Raw genomic sequence first — 20954 nt, 5'->3', positions numbered from 1 at the left:
TAATCCTGGGCCTGATTATCGATTATTTTGTGCTGAGCCCTGGTTGCGTTTAGACGCATCCGGCACCAGACGATAAAAGGTTTCGTCCGGTTTAGTCATACTGAGTTCGTTACGTGCGCGTTCCTCAATCGCCTCTTGCCCGCCATTGAGGTCATCAATTTCGGCAAAAAGTTGATCGTTTCGCGCTTTAAGTTTTGCGTTCGTTGCCTGCTGTGCCGTCACGTCATCGTTGACGCGACCGTAGTCATGAAGACCGTTCTTACCGAACCACAGCGAATACTGTAGCCAGACCAGCAAGGCCAGCAACAGCAGCGTTAGTTTACCCATCCTGCCCCCTGAAAAACGGCATCATCATCCCACAACTTTGCCCCTGACTCTACTCTGGGGCGACGGAGATGCCGCAACATCGCGGGCAAATGTACCACATTTTTGCCACGGATACGTAAGCACAACAAAGGCACATTATTCGTTACGATTTGAATTATGGCTGAACTTAACCCATCAGCCATAAAAACAGCAGACCGAAGATGGCGACAACCGCCACAATCGTGATCAAGGTGGTATAAAGCAGTTTGCCATTGAGCAGCGAGTGCAGCGCAATGCCGACCACAACCGCCACGGGCATCAGCGCCAGAAAGAAAGGCCAGGTGTAGAGGAAGAAAAACAGCGTGTTGCGGCCATAGATCAGGAACGGAATGCCGAGCGCCAGCAACCACGAGACGAAGCCCACCACGGCCCCAGGCAGTGACCAGGTCGTCTCGTCATTGGTCGATAACGTTTCCGACCCGCTGATAATGTAATTCTGACTGTTGCGCATAACGAATCCTGTGGCCGATGACAACCGGATAGCTCACTATCCGATACCGTCTCAGGATCTGATAATATCGTCCTGTCGGAGCAGGTCTAATAATTGGCTTACTAAATTTGTTACCAATTGTTGACCATCCAGGTGAATCTCTGGCGATTCAGGCGCTTCGTAAACCGCATCAATCCCCGTGAAATTCTTCAGTTCTCCGGCACGCGCCTTTTTGTACAGCCCTTTCGGATCGCGCGTTTCGCAGATTGCCAGCGGCGTATCGACGAAGACTTCGACAAACCGATTCTCTCCGACGCGCTCGCGCACCATCTGGCGTTCCGCGCGGTGCGGTGAAATAAACGCCGTGAGCACCACCAGCCCCGCATCGGCCATCAGGCTCGCCACTTCACCGACGCGACGAATGTTCTCTTTCCGGTCGTCATCGCTGAACCCCAAATCGCTGCACAGGCCATGGCGCACATTGTCGCCGTCCAGCAGATAGGTGCTAACGCCCTGCTTATGCAGGGCCTCTTCCAGCGCGCCTGCAACCGTCGACTTACCGGAGCCAGAAAGCCCGGTAAACCACAGCACAACTCCACGGTTGCCGTGGAGTTGTTCGCGCTGAGCGACCGTCACCGGATGAGGATGCCAGACGACGTTCTCATCATGCTCCGCCATCACTTGCCTCCCAGCAGATCGCGCGCGCCCCAGTGCGGGAAGTGCTTGCGTACCAGGGCATTCAGCTCCAGTTCAAACGCGCTGAATTCTGACGGCGTCGCGTTGGCCTGCAGATGTGGTTCGTTCACCAGCCCTGCGCCCACGGTGACGTTCGTCAGCCTGTCGATAAAGATCAGACCACCGGTGACCGGATTGTGCTGGTATTTATCCAGCACCAGCGGTTCGTCAAAGGTGAAATCCACCAGGCCAATGCCGTTCAGCGGCAATTCTTCCGCCTTATGCTGCGCCAGACTGTTGATGTCCACCTGATACTGAATACCGTCTACGCGTGCTCGCGTTTTCTTACCTGCGATTTTAACGTCGTAGCTCTGGCCCGCGGTCAGCGGTTGCTCCGCCATCCACACCACGTCCAGCGACGCGCTTTGCACGGCAGGGACGCTTTCCTCAGCATCCAGCAGCAGATCGCCACGGCTGATATCAATCTCGTCTTTCAGCACCAGCGTCACCGCTTCACCGGCACCCGCTTCCTGCAAGTCACCGTCAAAGGTGACAATACGGGTAATCGCCGATTCCACGCCTGACGGCAGGACTTTGACGCGCTGGCCGACCTTAACCGTGCCAGACGCGATTGTGCCGGAGAAACCCCGGAAATCGAGGTTCGGACGGTTCACGTATTGCACCGGGAAACGCATCGGCTGGTTTTCCACCACGCGCTGTATTTCGACGGTTTCAAGCACTTCCAGCAGCGTTGGGCCGCTGTACCACGGCATATTGGCGCTCTGAGAAGCGACGTTATCCCCTTCCAGCGCCGAAAGCGGTACAAAGCGGATATCCAGATGACCAGGCAACTGCTCGGCAAACGTCAGGTAGCTCTGGCGAATCTCTTCGAACGCCTCTTCGCTGAAGTTCACCAGGTCCATTTTGTTAACCGCAACGACCAGATGTTTGATCCCTAACAGCGTAGAGATAAAGCTGTGGCGGCGCGTTTGATCGAGCACGCCTTTGCGCGCATCCATCAGCAGAATCGCCAGTTCACAGGTTGAGGCCCCGGTCGCCATGTTACGGGTGTACTGTTCGTGGCCTGGAGTATCGGCAATGATAAATTTGCGCTTCTCGGTGGAGAAATAGCGATACGCCACGTCAATGGTAATGCCCTGCTCGCGTTCAGCCTGAAGGCCGTCCACCAGCAATGCCAGGTCGAGCTTTTCGCCCTGCGTGCCGTGACGCTTGCTGTCGTTGTGCAGCGAGGAGAGTTGGTCTTCGTAAATCTGACGGGTGTCATGCAGCAGACGCCCAATCAACGTGCTTTTGCCGTCATCGACGCTGCCACAGGTCAGAAAACGCAGCAGGCTTTTGTGCTGCTGAGCGTGCAGATAGGCTTCGACGCCGCCCTCATCAGCAATTTGTTGTGCAATCGTGGTATTCATGGCGGCTCCTTAGAAATAACCCTGGCGTTTCTTCAGCTCCATTGAGCCGGCCTGGTCGCGGTCAATGACGCGCCCCTGCCGCTCGCTGGTGGTGGAGACCAACATCTCTTCGATGATCTCCGGCAGCGTTTGCGCGTTTGACTCCACCGCGCCGGTCAGCGGCCAACAGCCGAGGGTACGGAAACGCACCATCTGATTTTTGATCTCTTCGCCAGGCTGCAAATCAATACGATCGTCATCGATCATCATCAGCATGCCGTCGCGCTCCAGCACCGGGCGCTCTGCCGCCAGATACAGCGGAACAATGTCGATATTTTCCAGATAGATGTACTGCCAGATATCCAGCTCGGTCCAGTTGGAGAGCGGGAACACGCGGATGCTTTCGCCTTTGTTAATCTGGCCGTTGTAGTTGTGCCACAGCTCAGGGCGCTGATTTTTTGGGTCCCAGCGATGGAAGCGATCGCGGAAAGAGTAAATACGCTCTTTGGCACGCGATTTTTCTTCATCGCGGCGCGCGCCGCCAAATGCAGCATCAAAGCCGTATTTATTCAGCGCCTGCTTTAGCCCTTCGGTTTTCATGATGTCGGTATGCTTACCGCTGCCGTGCACAAAGGGGTTGATCCCCATCGCCACGCCTTCCGGGTTTTTATGCACCAGCAGTTCGCAGCCGTAGGCCTTAGCCGTACGGTCGCGGAATTCATACATCTCACGGAATTTCCAGCCGGTATCCACATGCAGCAGCGGGAAAGGCAGTGTGCCCGGATAAAACGCTTTACGCGCCAAATGCAGCATCACGCTGGAGTCTTTCCCGATGGAATACATCATCACGGGATTGGAGAATTCGGCAGCCACCTCGCGGATGATATGAATGCTTTCTGCTTCGAGTTGCCGCAGGTGGGTAAGTCGTTTTTGGTCCATAACCGTTCCTTATTCTCCCGCCACATTCAGGGCGGGCATGGGGGCATTTTTGGCAAGATGTTCACGGTATTAACGGTGTCGGTCGCAAGCCCCAGACGGGCTTTGATACAGACGGACAGTGCGCGATGTGACAACTCACTCACAAACAGGAATAGTGGGACTATAGGGGGCGACTCAGGGTGAATGAAATTACGAATTGGAATGAGTAGTTACTCAATGGAATAACGACCTGGAAAAGCTCATATCAAAAAGTGCTTAACACGCGGAATATCGGGCGTTTAAGAGCAAATGAAATTGTGTAAGCGCGATCACAGTTTCATACTAGGCGAGTTAAAATTAGCTCCGATTTTTAAGGACTCACTATGTTTTCCGCAATGCGCCACCGTATCGCTGCCCTGGCGTTCGGCGTTTGCTTTATTCTTCCGGCTCACGCAACAGCAAACTCTTTCGGTGAAATCGCCTCAACACAGGCGCGCCACATCGCCACCGTTTTTCCGGGAAGGATGACCGGCACGCCAGCAGAAATGCTCTCCGCTGATTATCTGCGCCAACAGTTTGCCGACATGGGCTACCAGAGCGATATCCGCGCCTTTCACAGCCGATACATTTATACCTCGCGCAACAACAGTAAAAACTGGCACAACGTGACGGGCAGTACGGTCATTGCTGCGCATGAAGGTAAAACGGCGCAGCAGATTATCATCATGGCGCACCTGGATACCTTCGCGCCTATGAGCGATGAGGACACCGATCATAATCTCGGCGGCCTGACGCTACAGGGAATGGACGATAACGCAGCGGGTTTGGGCGTCATGCTTGAGCTGGCTGAACGTCTGAAAAATATCCCGACGCACTACGGCATTCGTTTTGTCGCCACCAGCGGCGAAGAAGAGGGCAAACTCGGTGCGGAAAACCTGCTTAACCGTATGAGCGCGGCTGAAAAGAAAAATACCCTGCTGGTGATTAATCTCGATAACCTGATCGTGGGTGACAAACTCTATTTCAACAGCGGCAAGACGACGCCAAACTCCGTACGCAAGCTCACGCGCGATCGCGCACTGGCGATTGCGCGTGGTCAGGGCATTCAGGCGGCGATTAATCCAGGACGCAACCCGAATTACCCAAAAGGCACGGGGTGTTGTACCGACGGTGAAACGTTTGATAAAGCGGGAATCCCGGTGCTGTACGTCGAAGCGACCAACTGGTCTTTGGGCAAAAAAGATGGGTATCAGCAGCGGGCAAAATCGAAAACGTTCCCGGACGGCACGAGCTGGCACGACGTGCGACTCGATAACCAACAGTACATTGACGCAGCGCTCCCGCAACGCATTGAGCGTCGCACCCGCGACGTGGTGAAAGTGATGCTACCGCTGGTCAAAGAGTTGGCAAAAGCTGGGAAAGGGTAGCGTAGTCTGATGCCCTCACCCCGCCCCTCTCCCACAGGGAGAGGGAGAAAAGACAGCTTCGTGCTAGTCCTTCTCACTGTGAGTGAAGCGAAAAGAGAGTTCCGGGTGATTCCTTCTCCTTTGGGAGACGAGAAAAGACAGCTTCGTCCTAGTCCTTCTCCCAGTGAGTGAAGCGAAAAGAGAATTCCGGGTGATTCCCTCTCCTTTGGGAGACGAGAAAAGACAGCTTCGTCCTAGTCCTTCTCCCAGTGAGTGAAGCGAAAAGAGAGTTCCGGGTGATTCCCTCTCCCTTGGGAGAGGGTTAGGGTGAGGGAAAAATTATCCCTCGTGCAATCCACATTCGCGCTTCAGTCCAAAGAATCGCGTCTCTTCTTCCGCCATTCCCGGCTCCCATTTCCGCGTGGTGTGGGTGTCGCCCACAGACAGATAGCCCTGATCCCACAGCGGATGGTACTTCAGCCCATGCTTTTGCAGATACTGATAAACCGTACGATTATCCCAGTCGATAATCGGCAGCACTTTGAACACGCCGCGCTGAATGCCCAACACCGGCAAACTGGCACGACTGCCGGACTGCTCGCGACGCAGACCTGCAAACCACGTTTTCACATTCAGCTCTTCGAGCGCCCGATTCATCGGCTCGACTTTGTTGATCTCATTGTATTTCTCAATGCCCTCAACGCCCTGCTCCCACAGTTTGCCGTAGCGTGCTTCCTGCCACGCCGCACTCTGCTCCGCGCGATAAACTTTCAGGTTCAGCTTGAGCTTTTCCGCCAGCTCATCAATGAACTGATAGGTTTCAGGGAACAGATAGCCTGTATCCGTAAGGATCACCGGAATATCCGGGCGGATCGTGTTCACCAGGTGCAAACTCACCGCAGCCTGAATACCAAAACTTGATGAGAGCGCATACTCACCTGGCAAATTTTCCAGCGCCCACGCTACGCGTCCTTCGGCATCCAGTTTTTCCAGTTTGGCGTTGGTTTCTGCCAACGCCAGAATGCGTTCCACTTTCGGTAAATCGTTAAGGGCATTCAGATCGAGTAAGGACATAGCAACCTCTCTTTTATTCCCAAAAATCTCTGGCGGGATCGAGCACAGGGCGAATGATGCCCGCACGCACCGTAAAGTCGCCGAAGCCTTCACCCGCTTCACGCTCTTTCGCCCAGCGCCCGACAAGCTCGTCCAGTGAATCGAGAATTTCGGGTTCAGTAATGTTTTCGCGATACATACGCGGGATACGCGTTCCGCTGCGGTTGCCGCCAAGATGCACGTTGTAACGACCCGGCGCTTTACCCACCAGGCCAAGTTCGGCCAGCAACGCGCGGCCACAGCCGTTCGGGCAACCCGTCACGCGCATCACGATATGCTCATCCGGAATACCGTGTTTCGCCAGTACCGCTTCCACTTTATCGGTGAATGACGGCAGGAAACGCTCAGCTTCTGCCATCGCCAGCGGACAGGTTGGGAATGACACGCAGGCCATTGAGTTCTCGCGCTGCGGCTTAACGCCATCCATCAGCGTATGCTCGCGCGCCAGCTTCTCGATCTTCGCTTTCTGGCTCTCCGGCACGCCGGCGATAATCAGGTTCTGATTCGCAGTGATGCGGAACTCGCCTTTATGAATCTTAGCAATCTCCAGCAGACCCGTTTTCAGCGGACGACCCGGATAATCCAGAATACGGCCGTTTTCGATAAACAGCGTCAGGTGCCATTTATTGTCGATACCTTTCACCCAGCCAATGCGATCGCCGCGACCGGTAAATTCATACGCACGGATAGGCTCAAACGTGATCCCCGCGCGACGTTCGACTTCCGCTTTGAACGTCTCTACGCCGACGCGCTCCAGCGTATATTTGGTTTTCGCGTTTTTACGATCGGTACGGTTGCCCCAGTCGCGCTGCGTGGTGACTACCGCTTCGGCCACGGCCAGCGTGTGCTCCAGCGGGATATAGCCAAATTCGCTCGCCGTGCGGGCGTAGGTTTTTTTGTTGCCGTGCTCAATCGACAGACCACCCCCCACCAGCAGGTTAAAGCCAACCAGTTTACCGTTTTCCGCAATCGCCACGAAGTTCATGTCGTTGGCGTGCAGATCGATATCATTCTGCGGCGGAATGACAACCGTGGTTTTAAATTTACGTGGCAGATAGGTCTGACCCAAAATCGGCTCGACATCGGTGGTCGCGACTTTTTCCTGATCGAGCCAGATCTCCGCATACGCGCGGGTGCGCGGCAGCAGATGCTCGGAGATCTTCTTCGCCCATTCATACGCTTCGGCGTGTAACTCTGACTCATATGGGTTAGAGGTACATAACACGTTACGGTTCATGTCGTTTGCAGTCGCCAGCGCGTCCAGCCCGACGGAATGCAGCATCTGGTGGACCGGCTTGACGTTCTTTTTCAGAATGCCATGAAACTGAAAGGTCTGGCGGTTGGTCAGACGAATGCTGCCGTAAATCGTGTTGTCATGTGCGAATTTATCAATCGCCTGCCACTGTTTAGTGGTAATAACCCCACCCGGCAGACGGCAGCGCAGCAGCATCGCATGACGCGGCTCCAGCTTTTGTTCAGCACGTTCCGCACGAATATCGCGGTCGTCCTGCTGATACATACCGTGGAAGCGGATCAGCAGGAAGTTATCACCTTTGAAACCGCCGGTCAGACCGTCGTTTAAATCTTCGGCAATGGTGCCGCGCAGATAGTTGCTATCAACTTTCATGCGCTCGGCATCAGTCAGTTTGCCTTCGACCACCAGTGGGCCGGGGTGTTTTTCGCTCATTAGTAGACATCTCGCTGATAACGGCGCTCTACGCGCAGCTCACTTAAAAATTCATCCGCCGATTCGATATCCATACCACCGAATTCGGCAATCACTTCCAACAAAGCCTGCTCAACGTCTTTCGCCATGCGATTGGCGTCGCCGCAGACATAAAGGTGGGCACCATTATTGATCCACGCCCACAGCTCTGCGCCCTGTTCGCGCAGTTTGTCTTGTACGTATATTTTTTGTTTCTGGTCACGTGACCAGGCCAGATCGATGCGGTTCAGCACGCCCTCTTTGACGTAGCGCTGCCACTCAACCTGATAAAGGAAATCTTCCGTAAAGTGTGGATTGCCGAAGAACAGCCAGTTTTTACCAGGCGCTTCCTCGGCTGCACGCTGCTGCATAAACGCGCGGAACGGCGCGATCCCCGTGCCAGGACCAATCATAATGACCGGCGTTTCAGGATTCGCTGGCAGGCGGAAGTTGTCGTTATGCTCAATAAAGACGCGGACTTCGCCCTCTTCTTCAACGCGATCGGCAAGGAAACTCGATGCCCCGCCCGCCCGCGCACGACCTTCGATATCGAAGCGTACGGCGCCCACAGTGATATGCACTTCGCTTTCCACTTCCGCCTGAGACGAAGCAATGGAATAGAGGCGCGGCGTTAACGGGCGCAGCAGACCGACTAAAGCATCGACGTCCAGCTGTGCCGGAGAGAATCGCACCATATCGACAATCGGGGTGGTCGCCGCGTAATGCTGTAGCTTAGCTTTATCGCCCACCAACGGCAGCAGAGTTTCGCTGCGGGTCAGCGTGGCGTAATTCTCGACAATATTGGCGGTGTTTACCGTCAGCTCAAAATGCCACTGCAGCGCTTCGGAAAGCGGCAGCGTTTTGCCTTCGACCGTGACCGGCTCGTCGCCTTTCAGCCACAGCAGTTCAACCAGCTCTTTCACTAATGCAGGATCGTTTTGATACCACACGCCAAGCGCATCGCCCGGCTGGTAACGCAAACCGGAATCACCCAGATCAATTTCGATATGGCGAACGTCTTTTTCAGAGTCGCGACCGGTAATTTTTTGGTTTACGGACAGGCTCGCAACCAGCGGCTCTTCTTTGGTGTACGGGCTTGTAGAGACTTCATTGACCGCACCTGAAGCACTGATCGCCGCCTGCGCCGGCGTATCTTTCGGCACGCGCGCTTTCAGCACATCCACAATGCGTGCGCGCCATTCGGCTGCCGCGGCTTGATACTCAACGTCGGCATCCACGCGATCCAGCAGACGCTCAGCGCCCAGTTCCGCCAGTTTGCTGTCGAAATCTTTACCGGACTGACAGAAGAACTCATAGGACGTGTCGCCCAGACCAAAGACGGCAAACGCGGTGCCATCGAGTTTTGGCGCTTTTTTGGAGAACAGGAATTTATGCAGCGCAACCGCTTCTTCAGCGGGTTCGCCTTCGCCCTGCGTAGATGCGACAACCACCACCAGTTTTTCTGACGCGATTTGTTTGAATTTATAATCCCCGGCGTTCACCAGGTTCACGTTCAGTTTGGCGGCGAGCAGATCGTCACGCAGCGCTTCCGCGACGCGTCGGGCATTGCCCGTTTGCGAAGCAGAAATAACAGTAATCGCCGGAATTTCAACCGCTGCGGCTGGCGCATTCACGACCGCCCCAGGTTGCTGATTGAGCATTCCCCAGAAATAGCCGGAAACCCAGGCAAGCTGCGTGGGCGAAAAATCAGTGGTGGCCGCCTGAAGGCGCGCCAGTTGCTCCGGGTTCAGAGGAAGCAAATTCGAAGGTGGGGCCTGTGTTGTCATGCGTCGTTATGTTCCAGTAGCAAAGCGGACTTCAAGTAATATGTCCTGAATAGTTCGAGTTGCAGCCAAGCAGCGACAACCGAAGTATGACGGGCATAAAATCCAAACTGAAGATAAGGTTAACGGCGGGGATAATAACAATTAAAGAAGGGATGGAAATAACAAATAACCAAAAGAACTAACCTGTTTTAGTCATGGTTGTTAACAACAAAACTGGTTAAGCAACTGACTGAAATATAACCATAAAATTCCTTAAATTTGCCCAACGCAACCCCGCAATGGTGGATGGCCGTTTTAGTTAATGATTAAAAATGTGCTTTCCGGTACTATGCGGCGGTTTTTTCCGCACTACTGAGAGCACATGATGTCCACCACACTGTTTAAAGATTTCATCTTCGAAGCCGCCCACCACCTCCCGCATGTCCCGCAAGGGCATAAATGTGGCCGTCTGCACGGACACTCTTTTATGGTGCGTCTTGAGATTACCGGTGAAGTCGATCCACACACTGGCTGGATTATGGACTTCTCCGAACTGAAAGCGGCGTTCAAGCCGACGTACGATCGCCTCGATCACTACTATCTGAATGACATTCCCGGACTGGAAAACCCCACCAGCGAAGTGCTGGCAAAATGGATCTGGGATCAGATGAAACCGCGGGTGCCGCTGTTAAGCTCGGTGATGATCAAAGAGACGTGTACCGCAGGCTGCGTGTATCGCGGAGAGTAAGAAAAAGCCCGGCGAATTAACCGGGCTTTTTTTCAGGCAATATTCAGATACTTGTGCGTCTGCATCGACAACCGCCAGTTGCGGGCAATACAGGTTTCAATGCACAGACGCGTCGCATCGTCTTTCTGACTGATCGGCTGCAGGGCAATGATTCGCTGCTTTTCATCGGTCAACGTCGCCAGCAGTTCATCCAGCGCTTCGATATCGCGCACGCGACCAACGGGATGTTTAATCTCATCGGCACGCTCAAGCGCCTGCGAAAGCACATCATAGCCACCGCGCATGTTCACTTTTGGCGATACGGTAACCCAGGTGGTGTGAGAGCAGCGCACTTCGTGCGTACCGCTGGTTTCAATCTGGCAACTGTAGCCGTTCTTTTCCAGCAAATCGGTCAGCGACATAAGGTCGTGAATGCACGGCTCACCGCCGGTGATGACAACGTGGCGCGCTGTCCAGCCCTGACGACCAATAATCGCCAGCAGATCTTCAGCACTCCCGGCTCCCCATTTATCGCTTTCTTTGGTTTTGGCAAGAATGCTAAACAGCGATACTTCCCGATCTGCCAGTTTGTCCCACGTATGTTTGGTATCACACCAGGCACAGCCAACCGGGCATCCCTGTAAACGAATAAAAATAGCAGGAACGCCAGTGAAGTAACCCTCGCCTTGCAGGGTTTGGAACATCTCGTTAATCGGGTACTGCATAGTCATCTCACTTTGGGGATAATCGTTAATTATCGCAGATCCCCGCCGATGTTTCATGCCCGATCGGTGCTGTGTGCCTCAATCGCCGCGACGAAACGTGTCGTGATTTGCTGAGGACGCGTAATGGCGCCCCCGACAACAACCGTATGAGCCCCCAGCGCAAGACAGCGCGCAGCACGCTCAGGCGTGTCGACATTGCCTTCAGCCACCACAGGAATACTGACGGCAGCCACCACGTCTCGTAAAAATTCACAGTCATTTTCAGGAAGCGAATGGCTCTGTGTTTCCGTTGTATAGCCGTATAGCGTGGTGCCCACGCAGTCAAACCCCAGCGCTTGTGCCGCTTTCGCTTCCGCAAGGGTGGCGATATCGGCCATTAACAGCACCGACGGATAGTGGGACCGGATTTTCCCCACCAATGACTCCAGCGTTTCGCCATCCGGACGCGGTCGGGCGGTGGCGTCCAGCGCGATAATTTCCGGATTCACCGTCATCAGTTCATCGATCTCCTTGAGCGTAGCGGTAATAAAGACCTCGCTGCCCGGATAATCTCGCTTAATGATGCCAATCACCGGCAGCGACACCTGCTGTTTAATGGCAGCGATATCTACCACGCTGTTGGCCCGAATCGCTACCGCGCCACCTTGCGCTGCGGCCAGCGCCATGCGCGACATAATGAATGGGCTATGCAGCGGTTCGTTTTCCAGCGCCTGACAGGAGACGATTAATTTGCCTTTCAATACATCCAGTACAGTCTTTTTCACGATAAAATCTCTTCCACTTCGTTTTTGATAATGGTGACATGCGGGCCGTAAATCACCTGGACGCCGTTACCGCGGACGATTACACCGCGTGCGCCAGTGGCTTTCAGCGCGGCCTCATTAACCTTTCCGCCATCCTTGACCGTCACGCGTAACCGCGTCGCACAGCAATCCACCTCGTCCAGGTTGTCTTTGCCGCCCAGCCCTGCAATCACCGCCGCCGCGCGTTCACTTTGCGGGAGGGTGCTTTCGACCACCGCCTCTTTTTCGCGCCCCGGCGTGGCATAGCCAAAACGCGTGATCATGAAGCGGAAGGTGAAGTAATAGAGGAAGAACCACGGCACGCCGACCAGCGGGACATACATCCAGTTCGTTTTGGCCTCGCTTTGCAGAACGCCAAACAGAATGAAATCGATAAAACCACCGGAGAACGTCTGGCCAATGGTGATATGCAGAATGTGGGCGAGCATAAATGCCAGTCCATCGAATAAAGCGTGGATGACATAAAGCACCGGTGCCACGAACAGGAACGAGAACTCAATCGGCTCGGTAATCCCTGTCAGGAAAGAGGTCAACGCTGCGGAAATTAACAGCCCCGCTACGCGCTTTTTATTCTCAGGTTTGGCGGTGTGATACATCGCCAGACACGCCCCGAGCAGGCCAAACATCATGGTGATAAAGCGTCCGGACATAAAGCGTGACGTGCCGAGGTAAAACTGTTGGGTATTCGGGTCAGCCAGTTGCGCAAAGAAGATCCGCTGCGTGCCTTCGACCAGATGACCGTTCACGATCTCACTGCCGCCGAGCGCCGTCGTCCAGAAAGGCAGATAGAAAATATGGTGCAAACCGAACGGGCCTAGCATGCGCAGAATAAAACCGTACAGCAATGTGCCGAGATAACCCGTGGCATCCACAAGGCCGCCCAGTCCAAAGATCAGTTTCTGAAAATGCGGCCATACGACCGTCATCGCCGCGCCGACGACGATGGCGGCGAGGGAGCTGATAATCGGCACAAAGCGTGAGCCGCCGAAGAAGCCGAGGAACTGCGGTAGCGCGATTTTATTAAAGCGGTGATGCAGAGTGCAGGTGACAAGACCAATCACCACCCCACCAAAGACGCCGGTCTCCAGCGTCTGAATGCCAAGCGTCATTCCCTGCCCTACGGCACCGGGATTTTCCAGCGCGAGTTTGCCGGTCAGAATCAGCAAGGCATTGATGGTGGCATTCATCACCAGAAACGCGAGCAATGCTGCAAGCCCAGCCGTGCCTTTGTCCGTTTTCGCCAGACCAACCGCGACGCCAACCGCAAACAGCACCGACAGGTTTGCAAAAACAATCGAACCCGCGCTGCTCATAATGGTGAAAATGGCCTGCAGCCAGCCGATATCCAGAAACGGATAGGCCGTAAGCGTGTTCGGATTTGATAGCGCGCCGCCAATACCTAACAGTAAACCCGCCGCAGGCAATACGGCGATGGGTAACATAAACGACTTACCAAAACGCTGGGCTTTTTCAAACCACGCCCCTGATGAGGCACCGCTGAACATTTGCATCATGATTTTCACTCTCTCTTTAACTGATGAAAATTTTTACCACAATAAATATATAAAATGAAAATTATCATCACAAAAGCAGAGAGGGATCATACTTTTTTAAAATGACTGGCATCTTTCCCCCGCTTTCCGCCACACTAGCGCTAGAAAAACGCATCAAGGATCAGGCATGTCAGAAAATGAAAATCTGCTGCTCAGGCTGCGCCAGGGCGTCTCTGGATACAGCCCTACGCAGCAAAAGTTAGGATCGTTTATCCTGAACGATCCTTCTAAAGTGCTCTACCTGACGATTACCGAGCTGGCGCGTGAAAGCGACACCAGCGAAGCGAGCGTGACGCGGCTATGCCGCACGCTAGGGTGTAAGGGATATACCGAATTTAAAATGGCGCTGGCGCTGGATGTTAAGCGTGAGCATGTACCCGTAAAGAAAGGCGATGAGATTGACGAAATCGTCGAAGAGTCGATTCTGGCGCTACAGGATACTTCTCGTCTGCTCGACCGGGAAATTTTGTTAAAAGCCGCTCAGGCATTACACCAGTCGCGCTCCGTATACATCTATGGCGTGGCGGCAAGCGCCATTATCGGTGATTACCTGCACTACAAATTGCTTCGTCTTGGCAAGTCGGCACAGCTATTTAGTGATATGCATCGTGCTTCGATGAATGCGACGACCTTAACGTCTGACGATCTGGTGGTGGCTATTTCGAGTTCCGGCTCGACGCGGGATCTTTTACACGTCGTAAAACTCGCGCGAAAACGTGGCGCGCAGGTGCTGGCATTGAGCAATACCCCGCGCAGTCCGCTGACTTCATTAAGCGATATATTGCTGGTGGCTGCAAAGCCAGAAGGCCCGCTCAGCGCCGGGGCGCTGAATACCAAAGTCGGCGTGATGCTGCTTGTAGAGCTTCTGGCAATGACCTTGATTTCACTGGACGATCGATACGGTGATGCCAGTCAGCAAACGGCCAGCGCGACGCTTCCGCTACTGTTGTAACGCAGGCATAAAAAAACCCGCCGAAGCGGGTTTTTCTTTAAATCGAAAGCTCAGTATTACTGACCTTTGATCTCTTTACGACCGTTGTACGGTGCTTTTTCGCCCAGCGCTTCTTCGATACGAATCAGCTGGTTGTATTTAGCAACGCGGTCAGAACGGCTCATAGAACCGGTTTTGATCTGGCCAGCAGCGGTACCAACAGCCAGGTCAGCGATGGTAGCGTCTTCAGTTTCGCCTGAACGGTGAGAGATAACGGCAGTGTAGCCAGCGTCTTTCGCCATTTTGATCGCAGCCAGAGTTTCGGTCAGAGAACCGATCTGGTTGAATTTGATCAGGATGGAGTTAACGATGCCTTTTTCGATACCTTCTTTCAGGATCTTGGTGTTGGTTACGAACAGATCGTCACCAACCAGCTGGATTTTGTCGCCCAGAACTTTAGTCTGGTATGCAAAACCGTCCCAGTCAGATTCGTCCAGACCGTCTTCGATAGACACGATTGGGTACTGTTTGGTCAGATCTTCCAGGAAGTGAGTGAACTCTTCAGAGGTGAAGGCTTTGTTGCCTTCGCCAGCCAGAACGTATTTACCGTCTTTGTAGAATTCAGATGCTGCACAGTCCATCGCCAGAGTGATGTCGGTGCCCAGCTCGTAACCTGCAGCTTTTACCGCTTCAGCGATAACAGCCAGTGCTTCTGCGTTGGAACCCAGGTTTGGCGCATAACCACCTTCGTCACCAACAGCAGTGTTCATACCTTTAGCTTTCAGAACTTTAGCCAGGTTATGGAACACTTCAGAACCCATACGAACGGCTTCTTTCAGGGATTTCGCGCCAACTGGCTGAATCATGAATTCCTGAATATCAACGTTGTTGTCCGCGTGCTCACCACCGTTGATGATGTTCATCATCGGAACCGGCATGGAGTATTTGCCTGGGGTGCCGTTCAGTTCAGCGATGTGTTCGAACAGCGCCTGACCTTTAGAAGCAGCAGCAGCTTTAGCGGTTGCCAGAGACACAGCCAGGATTGCGTTCGCACCGAAGTTAGATTTGTTTTCAGTACCGTCCAGATCGATCATGATCTTGTCGATGCCAGCCTGGTCTTTGGCATCTTTGCCAATAACAGCCTGAGCGATTGGGCCGTTAACCGCGCCAACCGCTTTCAGTACGCCTTTGCCCATGAAGCGGGATTTGTCGCCATCGCGCAGTTCCAGCGCTTCGCGGGAACCAGTAGAAGCACCTGACGGCGCAGCAGCCATACCAACGAAACCACCTTCAAGGTGAACTTCAGCTTCTACGGTAGGGTTACCACGGGAGTCGATGATTTCACGACCGATGACTTTAACAATTTTGGACATTAGATTTTCCTCAGTACAAGTTAAACTAAAACTCCAGACAAACAACGCGTACTCAAGGTACGCGTTGTCGTTCTAACTTTTTTTACTTCGCCTGACGCTTCTGGTACTCGCTGGCGGCTTTCACGAAGCCTGCAAACAGCGGATGCCCATCACGCGGCGTTGAAGTAAATTCCGGGTGGAATTGACAAGCAACAAACCAAGGATGGTTTGGCACTTCAATGATCTCGACTAACTGATCATCTCCGGAACGGCCCGCAATACGCAGACCCGCAGCTTCAATTTGTTTCAGCAGCATGTTGTTGACTTCGTAGCGGTGACGATGGCGCTCGGTAATGGTCGTCGAGCCATACATCTTGCGAACCAGACTGTCTTCAGAAACCTGACAAGCCTGTGCGCCAAGACGCATCGTGCCACCCAGATCGCTCTTCTCGGTACGAACTTCGACGTTACCGTCTTCATCGCGCCATTCGGTGATAAGCGCCACAACAGGGTACTTACAGTCTGGCACAAATTCCGTAGAGTTCGCGTTTTCCATACCCACGACGTTACGGGCAAACTCAATCAACGCAACCTGCATACCCAGGCAAATGCCAAGGTAAGGAATATTATTTTCACGCGCATAGCGTGCGGTAGCGATCTTGCCTTCTACTCCACGGTAGCCGAAGCCGCCAGGGATCAGAATAGCATCCAGATCTTTCAGAATTTCGACGCCACGCGTTTCAACATCCTGCGAATCAATCAGCTTGATGTTAACAGTGACGCGATTCTTCAGACCACCGTGTTTCAGCGCTTCGATAACTGACTTATAGGCATCTGGCAGTTCAATGTACTTGCCAACCATACCGATGGTCACTTCGCCTGCCGGATTCGCTTCTTCGTAAATAACTTGTTCCCATTCGGACAAGTTAGCTTCAGGAACGTTCAAGCTGAATCGTTTACAAATATAATCGTCCAGCCCCTGTGATTTCAACAGGCCCGGGATTTTATAAATGGAATCGACGTCTTTTAGAGAAATTACAGCCTTTTCAGCAACGTTACAGAACAATGCAATTTTCGCACGTTCGTTGGCTGGAACGGCACGATCGGAACGGCAAATCAGGATATCCGGCTGGATACCGATAGAGAGCAGTTCTTTCACGGAGTGCTGAGTCGGTTTGGTTTTCACTTCACCGGCAGCAGCCATGTACGGCACCAGCGTCAGGTGCATAAACAGCGCGTGTTCACGGCCAATATCTACCGCCAGCTGACGAATGGCTTCCAGGAATGGCAGCGATTCGATATCACCGACTGTACCGCCAATTTCAACCAGCACAACGTCGTGGCCTTCGCCACCGGCAACGATGCGCTCTTTGATTGCATTGGTGATATGCGGGATAACCTGAACGGTTGCGCCTAAGTAGTCGCCACGGCGCTCTTTACGCAGAACGTCGGAGTAGATACGACCCGTAGTGAAGTTGTTGCGACGACTCATCTTGGTGCGAATGAAGCGCTCGTAGTGACCTAAGTCCAGATCGGTTTCAGCGCCGTCTTCGGTAACGAACACTTCGCCGTGCTGGATTGGGCTCATGGTGCCTGGATCGACGTTGATGTACGGATCCAATTTCATCATGGTCACATTGAGGCCACGGGCTTCAAGAATGGCCGCGAGAGAGGCTGCGGCAATGCCTTTACCCAGAGAGGATACAACCCCGCCGGTCACAAAAATATAGTTCGTTGTCATGCTGAACCTGAGAAGTTAGGTTGGAATGATGGAATAACCAGGACGGGAAAGTAGTATACCCGAACACGGCGAGTGCCACAAACTTTCATTCTCCGTCTCCTGACTCAGGCTTTGACAAACATAGGGAGTGAGAAAATAGCCGCTTTTGGTTAATTGTTTTTGACGCAAATCAAGCGCTTGTCATTTAAAAAATCACACAAATTGCGCTTGATCGCGAAAATTCGTTAGAGATCATGTTCCTGGCGTTTTACTTCCTGCCACACCTCTTCCATCAAATCGAGGTCAACACCGGTCATTTCCAGGCCACGAGCGGCGACAATGCGCTCAACCTCGCGGAAGCGACGCTCAAATTTCAGGTTGGCTTTTTGCAACGCGGTCTCCGCTTTCACGCCTAAATGACGAGATAAATTTACCGTAGCAAACAGCAGATCGCCCATCTCCTCTTCCAGCTTGTCTTCATCGACCACAGCCTGTTTAGCTTCGTGCATGACTTCATCGATTTCTTCATGCACTTTGTCCAGCACCGGTCCTAATGAGGTCCAGTCAAAGCCCACGGTTGAGCAACGCTTTTGAATTTTATGGGCGCGCATTAAGGCAGGCAGGTTCAGCGGAATATCATCCAGCGCGGAATGCTGTGATTTCTCAGCACGTTCAGCACTTTTGATTTGCTCCCAACGGGCCAGCACTTCGGTGCTGTTGTTTGCCGTTGCCTCTCCAAAAATGTGCGGATGACGACGCTCAAGTTTGTCACTGATGGCCGCGCAAATATCGTCAAAATCGAAACGCGCTTCTTCCTGAGCCATTTGCGCGTAAAACACCACCTGGAACAGCAGATCGCCCAGCTCACCGCGCAGATCGTCAAAATCTTCACGCGAAATAGCGTCCAGCACTTCGTAGGTTTCTTCAAGGGTGTAGGGCGCGATAGTGGCGAAAGTCTGCTCTTTGTCCCACGGGCAGCCGTTTTCCGGGTCACGTAGGCGTTTCATAATGCCGAGCAGGCGGTCGATTTGGGTCATGAGGAGTTCCTGGTAAAAATGAGAAACGCCGGGCGGCGATGACGCCTTACCCGGCTGATATAAAGAGGATTAACCGCCGTGCAGACGACGGGCGTCAATCACATCAGGCACCTGATTCAGTTTGCCCAGCACGCGGCCCAGCACCTGCAGGTTGTAGATTTCGATTGTCATATCGATGGTGGCGAGCTGCTCGCGCGTGTCGCTGCGACTGGCCACGCCCAGCACGTTGACCTTCTCGTTGGCAAGAATTGTGGTGATGTCACGCAGCAAACCGCTGCGGTCATTGGCGGTGACGCGCACCACCAGCGAGTAACCCGCGGAATAGCTTTCGCCCCACACCGCATCCACGATGCGTTCTGGCGCATGAGATTGCAGCTCGGCCAACTGGTCACAGTCCGAACGGTGAATCGAGATCCCCCGACCCTGAGTAATAAAGCCGACAATCTCATCGCCGGGAATCGGCTGGCAGCAGCGGGCAATATGGTGCATCAGGTTGCCGACGCCCTCAACCACCACGCGGCCATTGTCTTTACTGCGATGTGGCGGCGTGTAGGTCTTCTGCTGAAGCTGTTTCAGCGCAGCCGCATCCTGTTCAGCCGCGCTCGGCTTATTGAACGTCGACTGCAGGAAATTCACCATCTGGTTGAGACGAATATCGCCCCCGCCAATGGCCGCCAACAGCTCATCCATTTCGTTGAAGTTGTAGCGCGGCAGCAGGTGTTTTTCCGCTTCTTTCAGATTGATGCCTAAATGTTCCAGCTCATCGTCCAGGATCTGGCGACCCGCGATGATATTTTTGTCGCGATCTTGTTTGCGGAACCAGGCATGGATTTTGGAACGGCCACGGCTGGTGGTGACATAACCCAGGTTCGGGTTCAGCCAGTCGCGGCTTGGATTCGGCTGTTTCTGGGTGATGATTTCTATCTGATCGCCCATCTGGAGCTGATAGGTAAACGGCACGATACGACCGCCAATCTTCGCGCCGATGCAGCGATGTCCCACATCACTGTGGATGTGGTAAGCAAAATCGAGCGGCGTTGAACCTGTCGGCAGGTCAACAACGTCCCCTTTCGGCGTAAAGACATACACCCGGTCGTCGAAGACCTGGCTACGCACTTCGTCGAGCAATTCGCCCGAATCGGCCATCTCTTCTTGCCAGGCGATAAGCTTACGTAGCCAGGCAATACGATCTTCGTGGCCGGTACGCGTTCCAGTGGACGGACCTTCTTTGTATTTCCAGTGTGCCGCGACGCCCAGTTCGGCGTCTTCATGCATCTGTTTGGTACGAATCTGAATTTCAACCGTTTTGCCGCCAGGACCCAGCACAACAGTGTGAATGGACTGATAGCCGTTCGGCTTTGGATTGGCGACATAATCGTCAAACTCATCCGGTAAATGACGGAAGTGAGTATGCACTATCCCCAGCGCGGCGTAGCAGTCCTGCAAACGATCGGCGACGATACGCACCGCACGCACATCAAACAGCTCATCAAAGGCAAGATGCTTTTTCTGCATTTTGCGCCAGATACTGTAGATATGTTTCGGTCGGCCATATACCTCTGCGCGCACGTTTTCTTCTTTCATTGCCTGACGTAATCCGCCGACGAACTCGTCAATATAGTGCTCGCGATCGATACGGCGTTCGTGCAGCAGTTTGGCAATGCGTTTGTATTCCGCAGGGTGCAGATAGCGGAAGCAGTAATCCTCAAGCTCCCATTTCAGCTGTCCGATGCCTAAACGGTTAGCGAGAGGTGCATAGATATTAGTGCACTCTTTTGCCGCCAGGACGCGCTCATCTTCAGGCGCATCTTTCACTTCACGCAGATGGGCAACGCGTTCGGCCAGCTTAATGACGACACAGCGGAAATCATCCACCATCGCCAGCAGCATGCGGCGAACGTTATCAACCTGTTCGGAAGAGACCGAATCCGTGTGAGCCGCCTTCAGCTGACGAATGGCGGCCATATCCCGCACGCCATGAATTAATTCAACAACGGATTTCCCTACGCTCTCACGCAGCACGTCCTCGCTGACCACGTCGGCATCCGCCAGGGGGAACAGCAATGCGGCCTGCAGCGTTTCGATATCCATGTTCAACATGGAAAGGATTTCGACCATCTCGATGCCGCGCCATAACAGCAAATCGGCATCAGCATGGCCCTGCGTCGTGCGCAGACAATAGGCCCAGGTTTCGGTTAAGCGTTCACACGACTGCTGGCTGGAAATCCCCAGACTTGCGATCCATTTTTGTGGGTCAAACTCACCAGCTTTGTTGAGATGTGCACTTCTTACCGCAACCATCGTCCTCTCCTTTAGGG

General features: G+C 53.6%; 18 protein-coding genes. 3 read left to right on the top strand and 15 right to left on the bottom strand.

The features are described from left to right. Positions 1 to 15 precede the first annotated feature (15 nt). The 5 genes from ftsB to cysD form a co-directional block, all read right to left on the bottom strand. A complete protein-coding gene (ftsB, locus tag AC0LWE_RS10280) occupies positions 16 to 327 on the bottom strand; it encodes a cell division protein FtsB (RefSeq protein WP_015960212.1) in 312 nt (103 codons plus the stop codon). A gap of 166 nt (positions 328 to 493) precedes the next feature. Further along, positions 494 to 817: a DUF3561 family protein gene (locus AC0LWE_RS10275; protein WP_015960213.1), complete on the bottom strand. Its 324-nt coding sequence runs from the start codon at positions 815 to 817 to the stop codon at positions 494 to 496. Between the two features lie 51 nt (positions 818 to 868). Beyond that, complete coding sequence (gene cysC, locus AC0LWE_RS10270; RefSeq protein ID WP_216980991.1) at positions 869 to 1474, bottom strand: adenylyl-sulfate kinase; 606 nt, start codon at positions 1472 to 1474, stop codon at positions 869 to 871. Beyond that, entirely contained in the window at positions 1474 to 2901 is a 1428-nt protein-coding gene (cysN, locus tag AC0LWE_RS10265; RefSeq protein ID WP_219347433.1) for a sulfate adenylyltransferase subunit CysN, read from the bottom strand. The genes cysC and cysN overlap by 1 nt, the downstream gene beginning before the upstream one ends. A 9-nt stretch (positions 2902 to 2910) precedes the next feature. Continuing rightward, on the bottom strand, positions 2911 to 3819 hold the full coding sequence (gene cysD, locus AC0LWE_RS10260) for a sulfate adenylyltransferase subunit CysD (protein WP_015960216.1): 909 nt from the start codon (positions 3817 to 3819) through the stop codon (positions 2911 to 2913). 362 nt (positions 3820 to 4181) lie between these two features. Here cysD and AC0LWE_RS10255 point away from each other — a divergent pair, with 362 nt between their 5' ends. Next, positions 4182 to 5225, top strand: a complete 1044-nt coding sequence (locus AC0LWE_RS10255) for an aminopeptidase (RefSeq protein ID WP_202693867.1) — start codon at positions 4182 to 4184, stop codon at positions 5223 to 5225. 318 nt (positions 5226 to 5543) lie between these two features. Here AC0LWE_RS10255 and cysH read toward each other — a convergent pair whose 3' ends face one another. From cysH to cysJ, 3 genes are read right to left on the bottom strand one after another with little or no spacing between them, the layout of a single operon-like run. Further along, positions 5544 to 6278 (bottom strand): phosphoadenosine phosphosulfate reductase, encoded by a 735-nt coding sequence (gene cysH, locus AC0LWE_RS10250; RefSeq protein ID WP_131486206.1) that lies wholly within the window; start codon positions 6276 to 6278, stop codon positions 5544 to 5546. Positions 6279 to 6291: 13 nt separating this feature from the next. Continuing rightward, positions 6292 to 8004, bottom strand: a complete 1713-nt coding sequence (gene cysI / locus AC0LWE_RS10245) for an assimilatory sulfite reductase (NADPH) hemoprotein subunit (RefSeq protein WP_015960219.1) — start codon at positions 8002 to 8004, stop codon at positions 6292 to 6294. Continuing rightward, positions 8004 to 9809, bottom strand: coding sequence for an NADPH-dependent assimilatory sulfite reductase flavoprotein subunit (gene cysJ / locus AC0LWE_RS10240; protein ID WP_202667650.1), 1806 nt, complete (start codon positions 9807 to 9809; stop codon positions 8004 to 8006). The genes cysI and cysJ overlap by 1 nt, the downstream gene beginning before the upstream one ends. 361 nt (positions 9810 to 10170) lie before the next feature. On the opposite strand from cysJ, the gene queD reads away from it, so the two are divergent. Next, complete coding sequence (gene queD, locus AC0LWE_RS10235; protein ID WP_096759542.1) at positions 10171 to 10536, top strand: 6-carboxytetrahydropterin synthase QueD; 366 nt, start codon at positions 10171 to 10173, stop codon at positions 10534 to 10536. A 32-nt stretch (positions 10537 to 10568) separates the two neighbouring features. On the opposite strand, the gene queE is transcribed toward queD, so the two are convergent. From queE to AC0LWE_RS10220, 3 genes are read right to left on the bottom strand one after another with little or no spacing between them, the layout of a single operon-like run. Continuing rightward, on the bottom strand, positions 10569 to 11240 hold the full coding sequence (gene queE / locus AC0LWE_RS10230; protein WP_059177673.1) for a 7-carboxy-7-deazaguanine synthase QueE: 672 nt from the start codon (positions 11238 to 11240) through the stop codon (positions 10569 to 10571). Between the two features lie 53 nt (positions 11241 to 11293). Continuing rightward, positions 11294 to 12004, bottom strand: coding sequence for an N-acetylmannosamine-6-phosphate 2-epimerase (locus AC0LWE_RS10225; RefSeq protein WP_219347432.1), 711 nt, complete (start codon positions 12002 to 12004; stop codon positions 11294 to 11296). Continuing rightward, complete coding sequence (locus AC0LWE_RS10220; protein WP_219347431.1) at positions 12001 to 13557, bottom strand: PTS transporter subunit EIIC; 1557 nt, start codon at positions 13555 to 13557, stop codon at positions 12001 to 12003. The genes AC0LWE_RS10225 and AC0LWE_RS10220 overlap by 4 nt, the downstream gene beginning before the upstream one ends. A 166-nt stretch (positions 13558 to 13723) precedes the next feature. Between AC0LWE_RS10220 and AC0LWE_RS10215 the strand changes: the two genes are divergently transcribed. Then, positions 13724 to 14548, top strand: a complete 825-nt coding sequence (locus AC0LWE_RS10215) for a MurR/RpiR family transcriptional regulator (RefSeq protein WP_219347430.1) — start codon at positions 13724 to 13726, stop codon at positions 14546 to 14548. A gap of 56 nt (positions 14549 to 14604) precedes the next feature. Here the strand turns inward: AC0LWE_RS10215 and eno are convergent, their stop codons facing one another. The 4 genes from eno to relA form a co-directional block, all read right to left on the bottom strand. After that, entirely contained in the window at positions 14605 to 15900 is a 1296-nt protein-coding gene (gene eno / locus AC0LWE_RS10210) for a phosphopyruvate hydratase (RefSeq protein ID WP_059177669.1), read from the bottom strand. A gap of 82 nt (positions 15901 to 15982) precedes the next feature. Further along, positions 15983 to 17620, bottom strand: coding sequence for a glutamine hydrolyzing CTP synthase (gene pyrG, locus AC0LWE_RS10205; RefSeq protein ID WP_131486211.1), 1638 nt, complete (start codon positions 17618 to 17620; stop codon positions 15983 to 15985). 224 nt (positions 17621 to 17844) lie between these two features. Next, positions 17845 to 18636: a nucleoside triphosphate pyrophosphohydrolase gene (gene mazG, locus AC0LWE_RS10200; protein WP_202665777.1), complete on the bottom strand. Its 792-nt coding sequence runs from the start codon at positions 18634 to 18636 to the stop codon at positions 17845 to 17847. Positions 18637 to 18705: 69 nt separating this feature from the next. Next, on the bottom strand, positions 18706 to 20937 hold the full coding sequence (gene relA / locus AC0LWE_RS10195) for a GTP diphosphokinase (protein WP_059177667.1): 2232 nt from the start codon (positions 20935 to 20937) through the stop codon (positions 18706 to 18708). Positions 20938 to 20954: the final 17 nt, after the last annotated feature.

It is taken from the genome of Lelliottia sp. RD5 (genome assembly GCF_056032945.1).
This window is presented reverse-complemented; position numbering and strand designations above follow the sequence as displayed.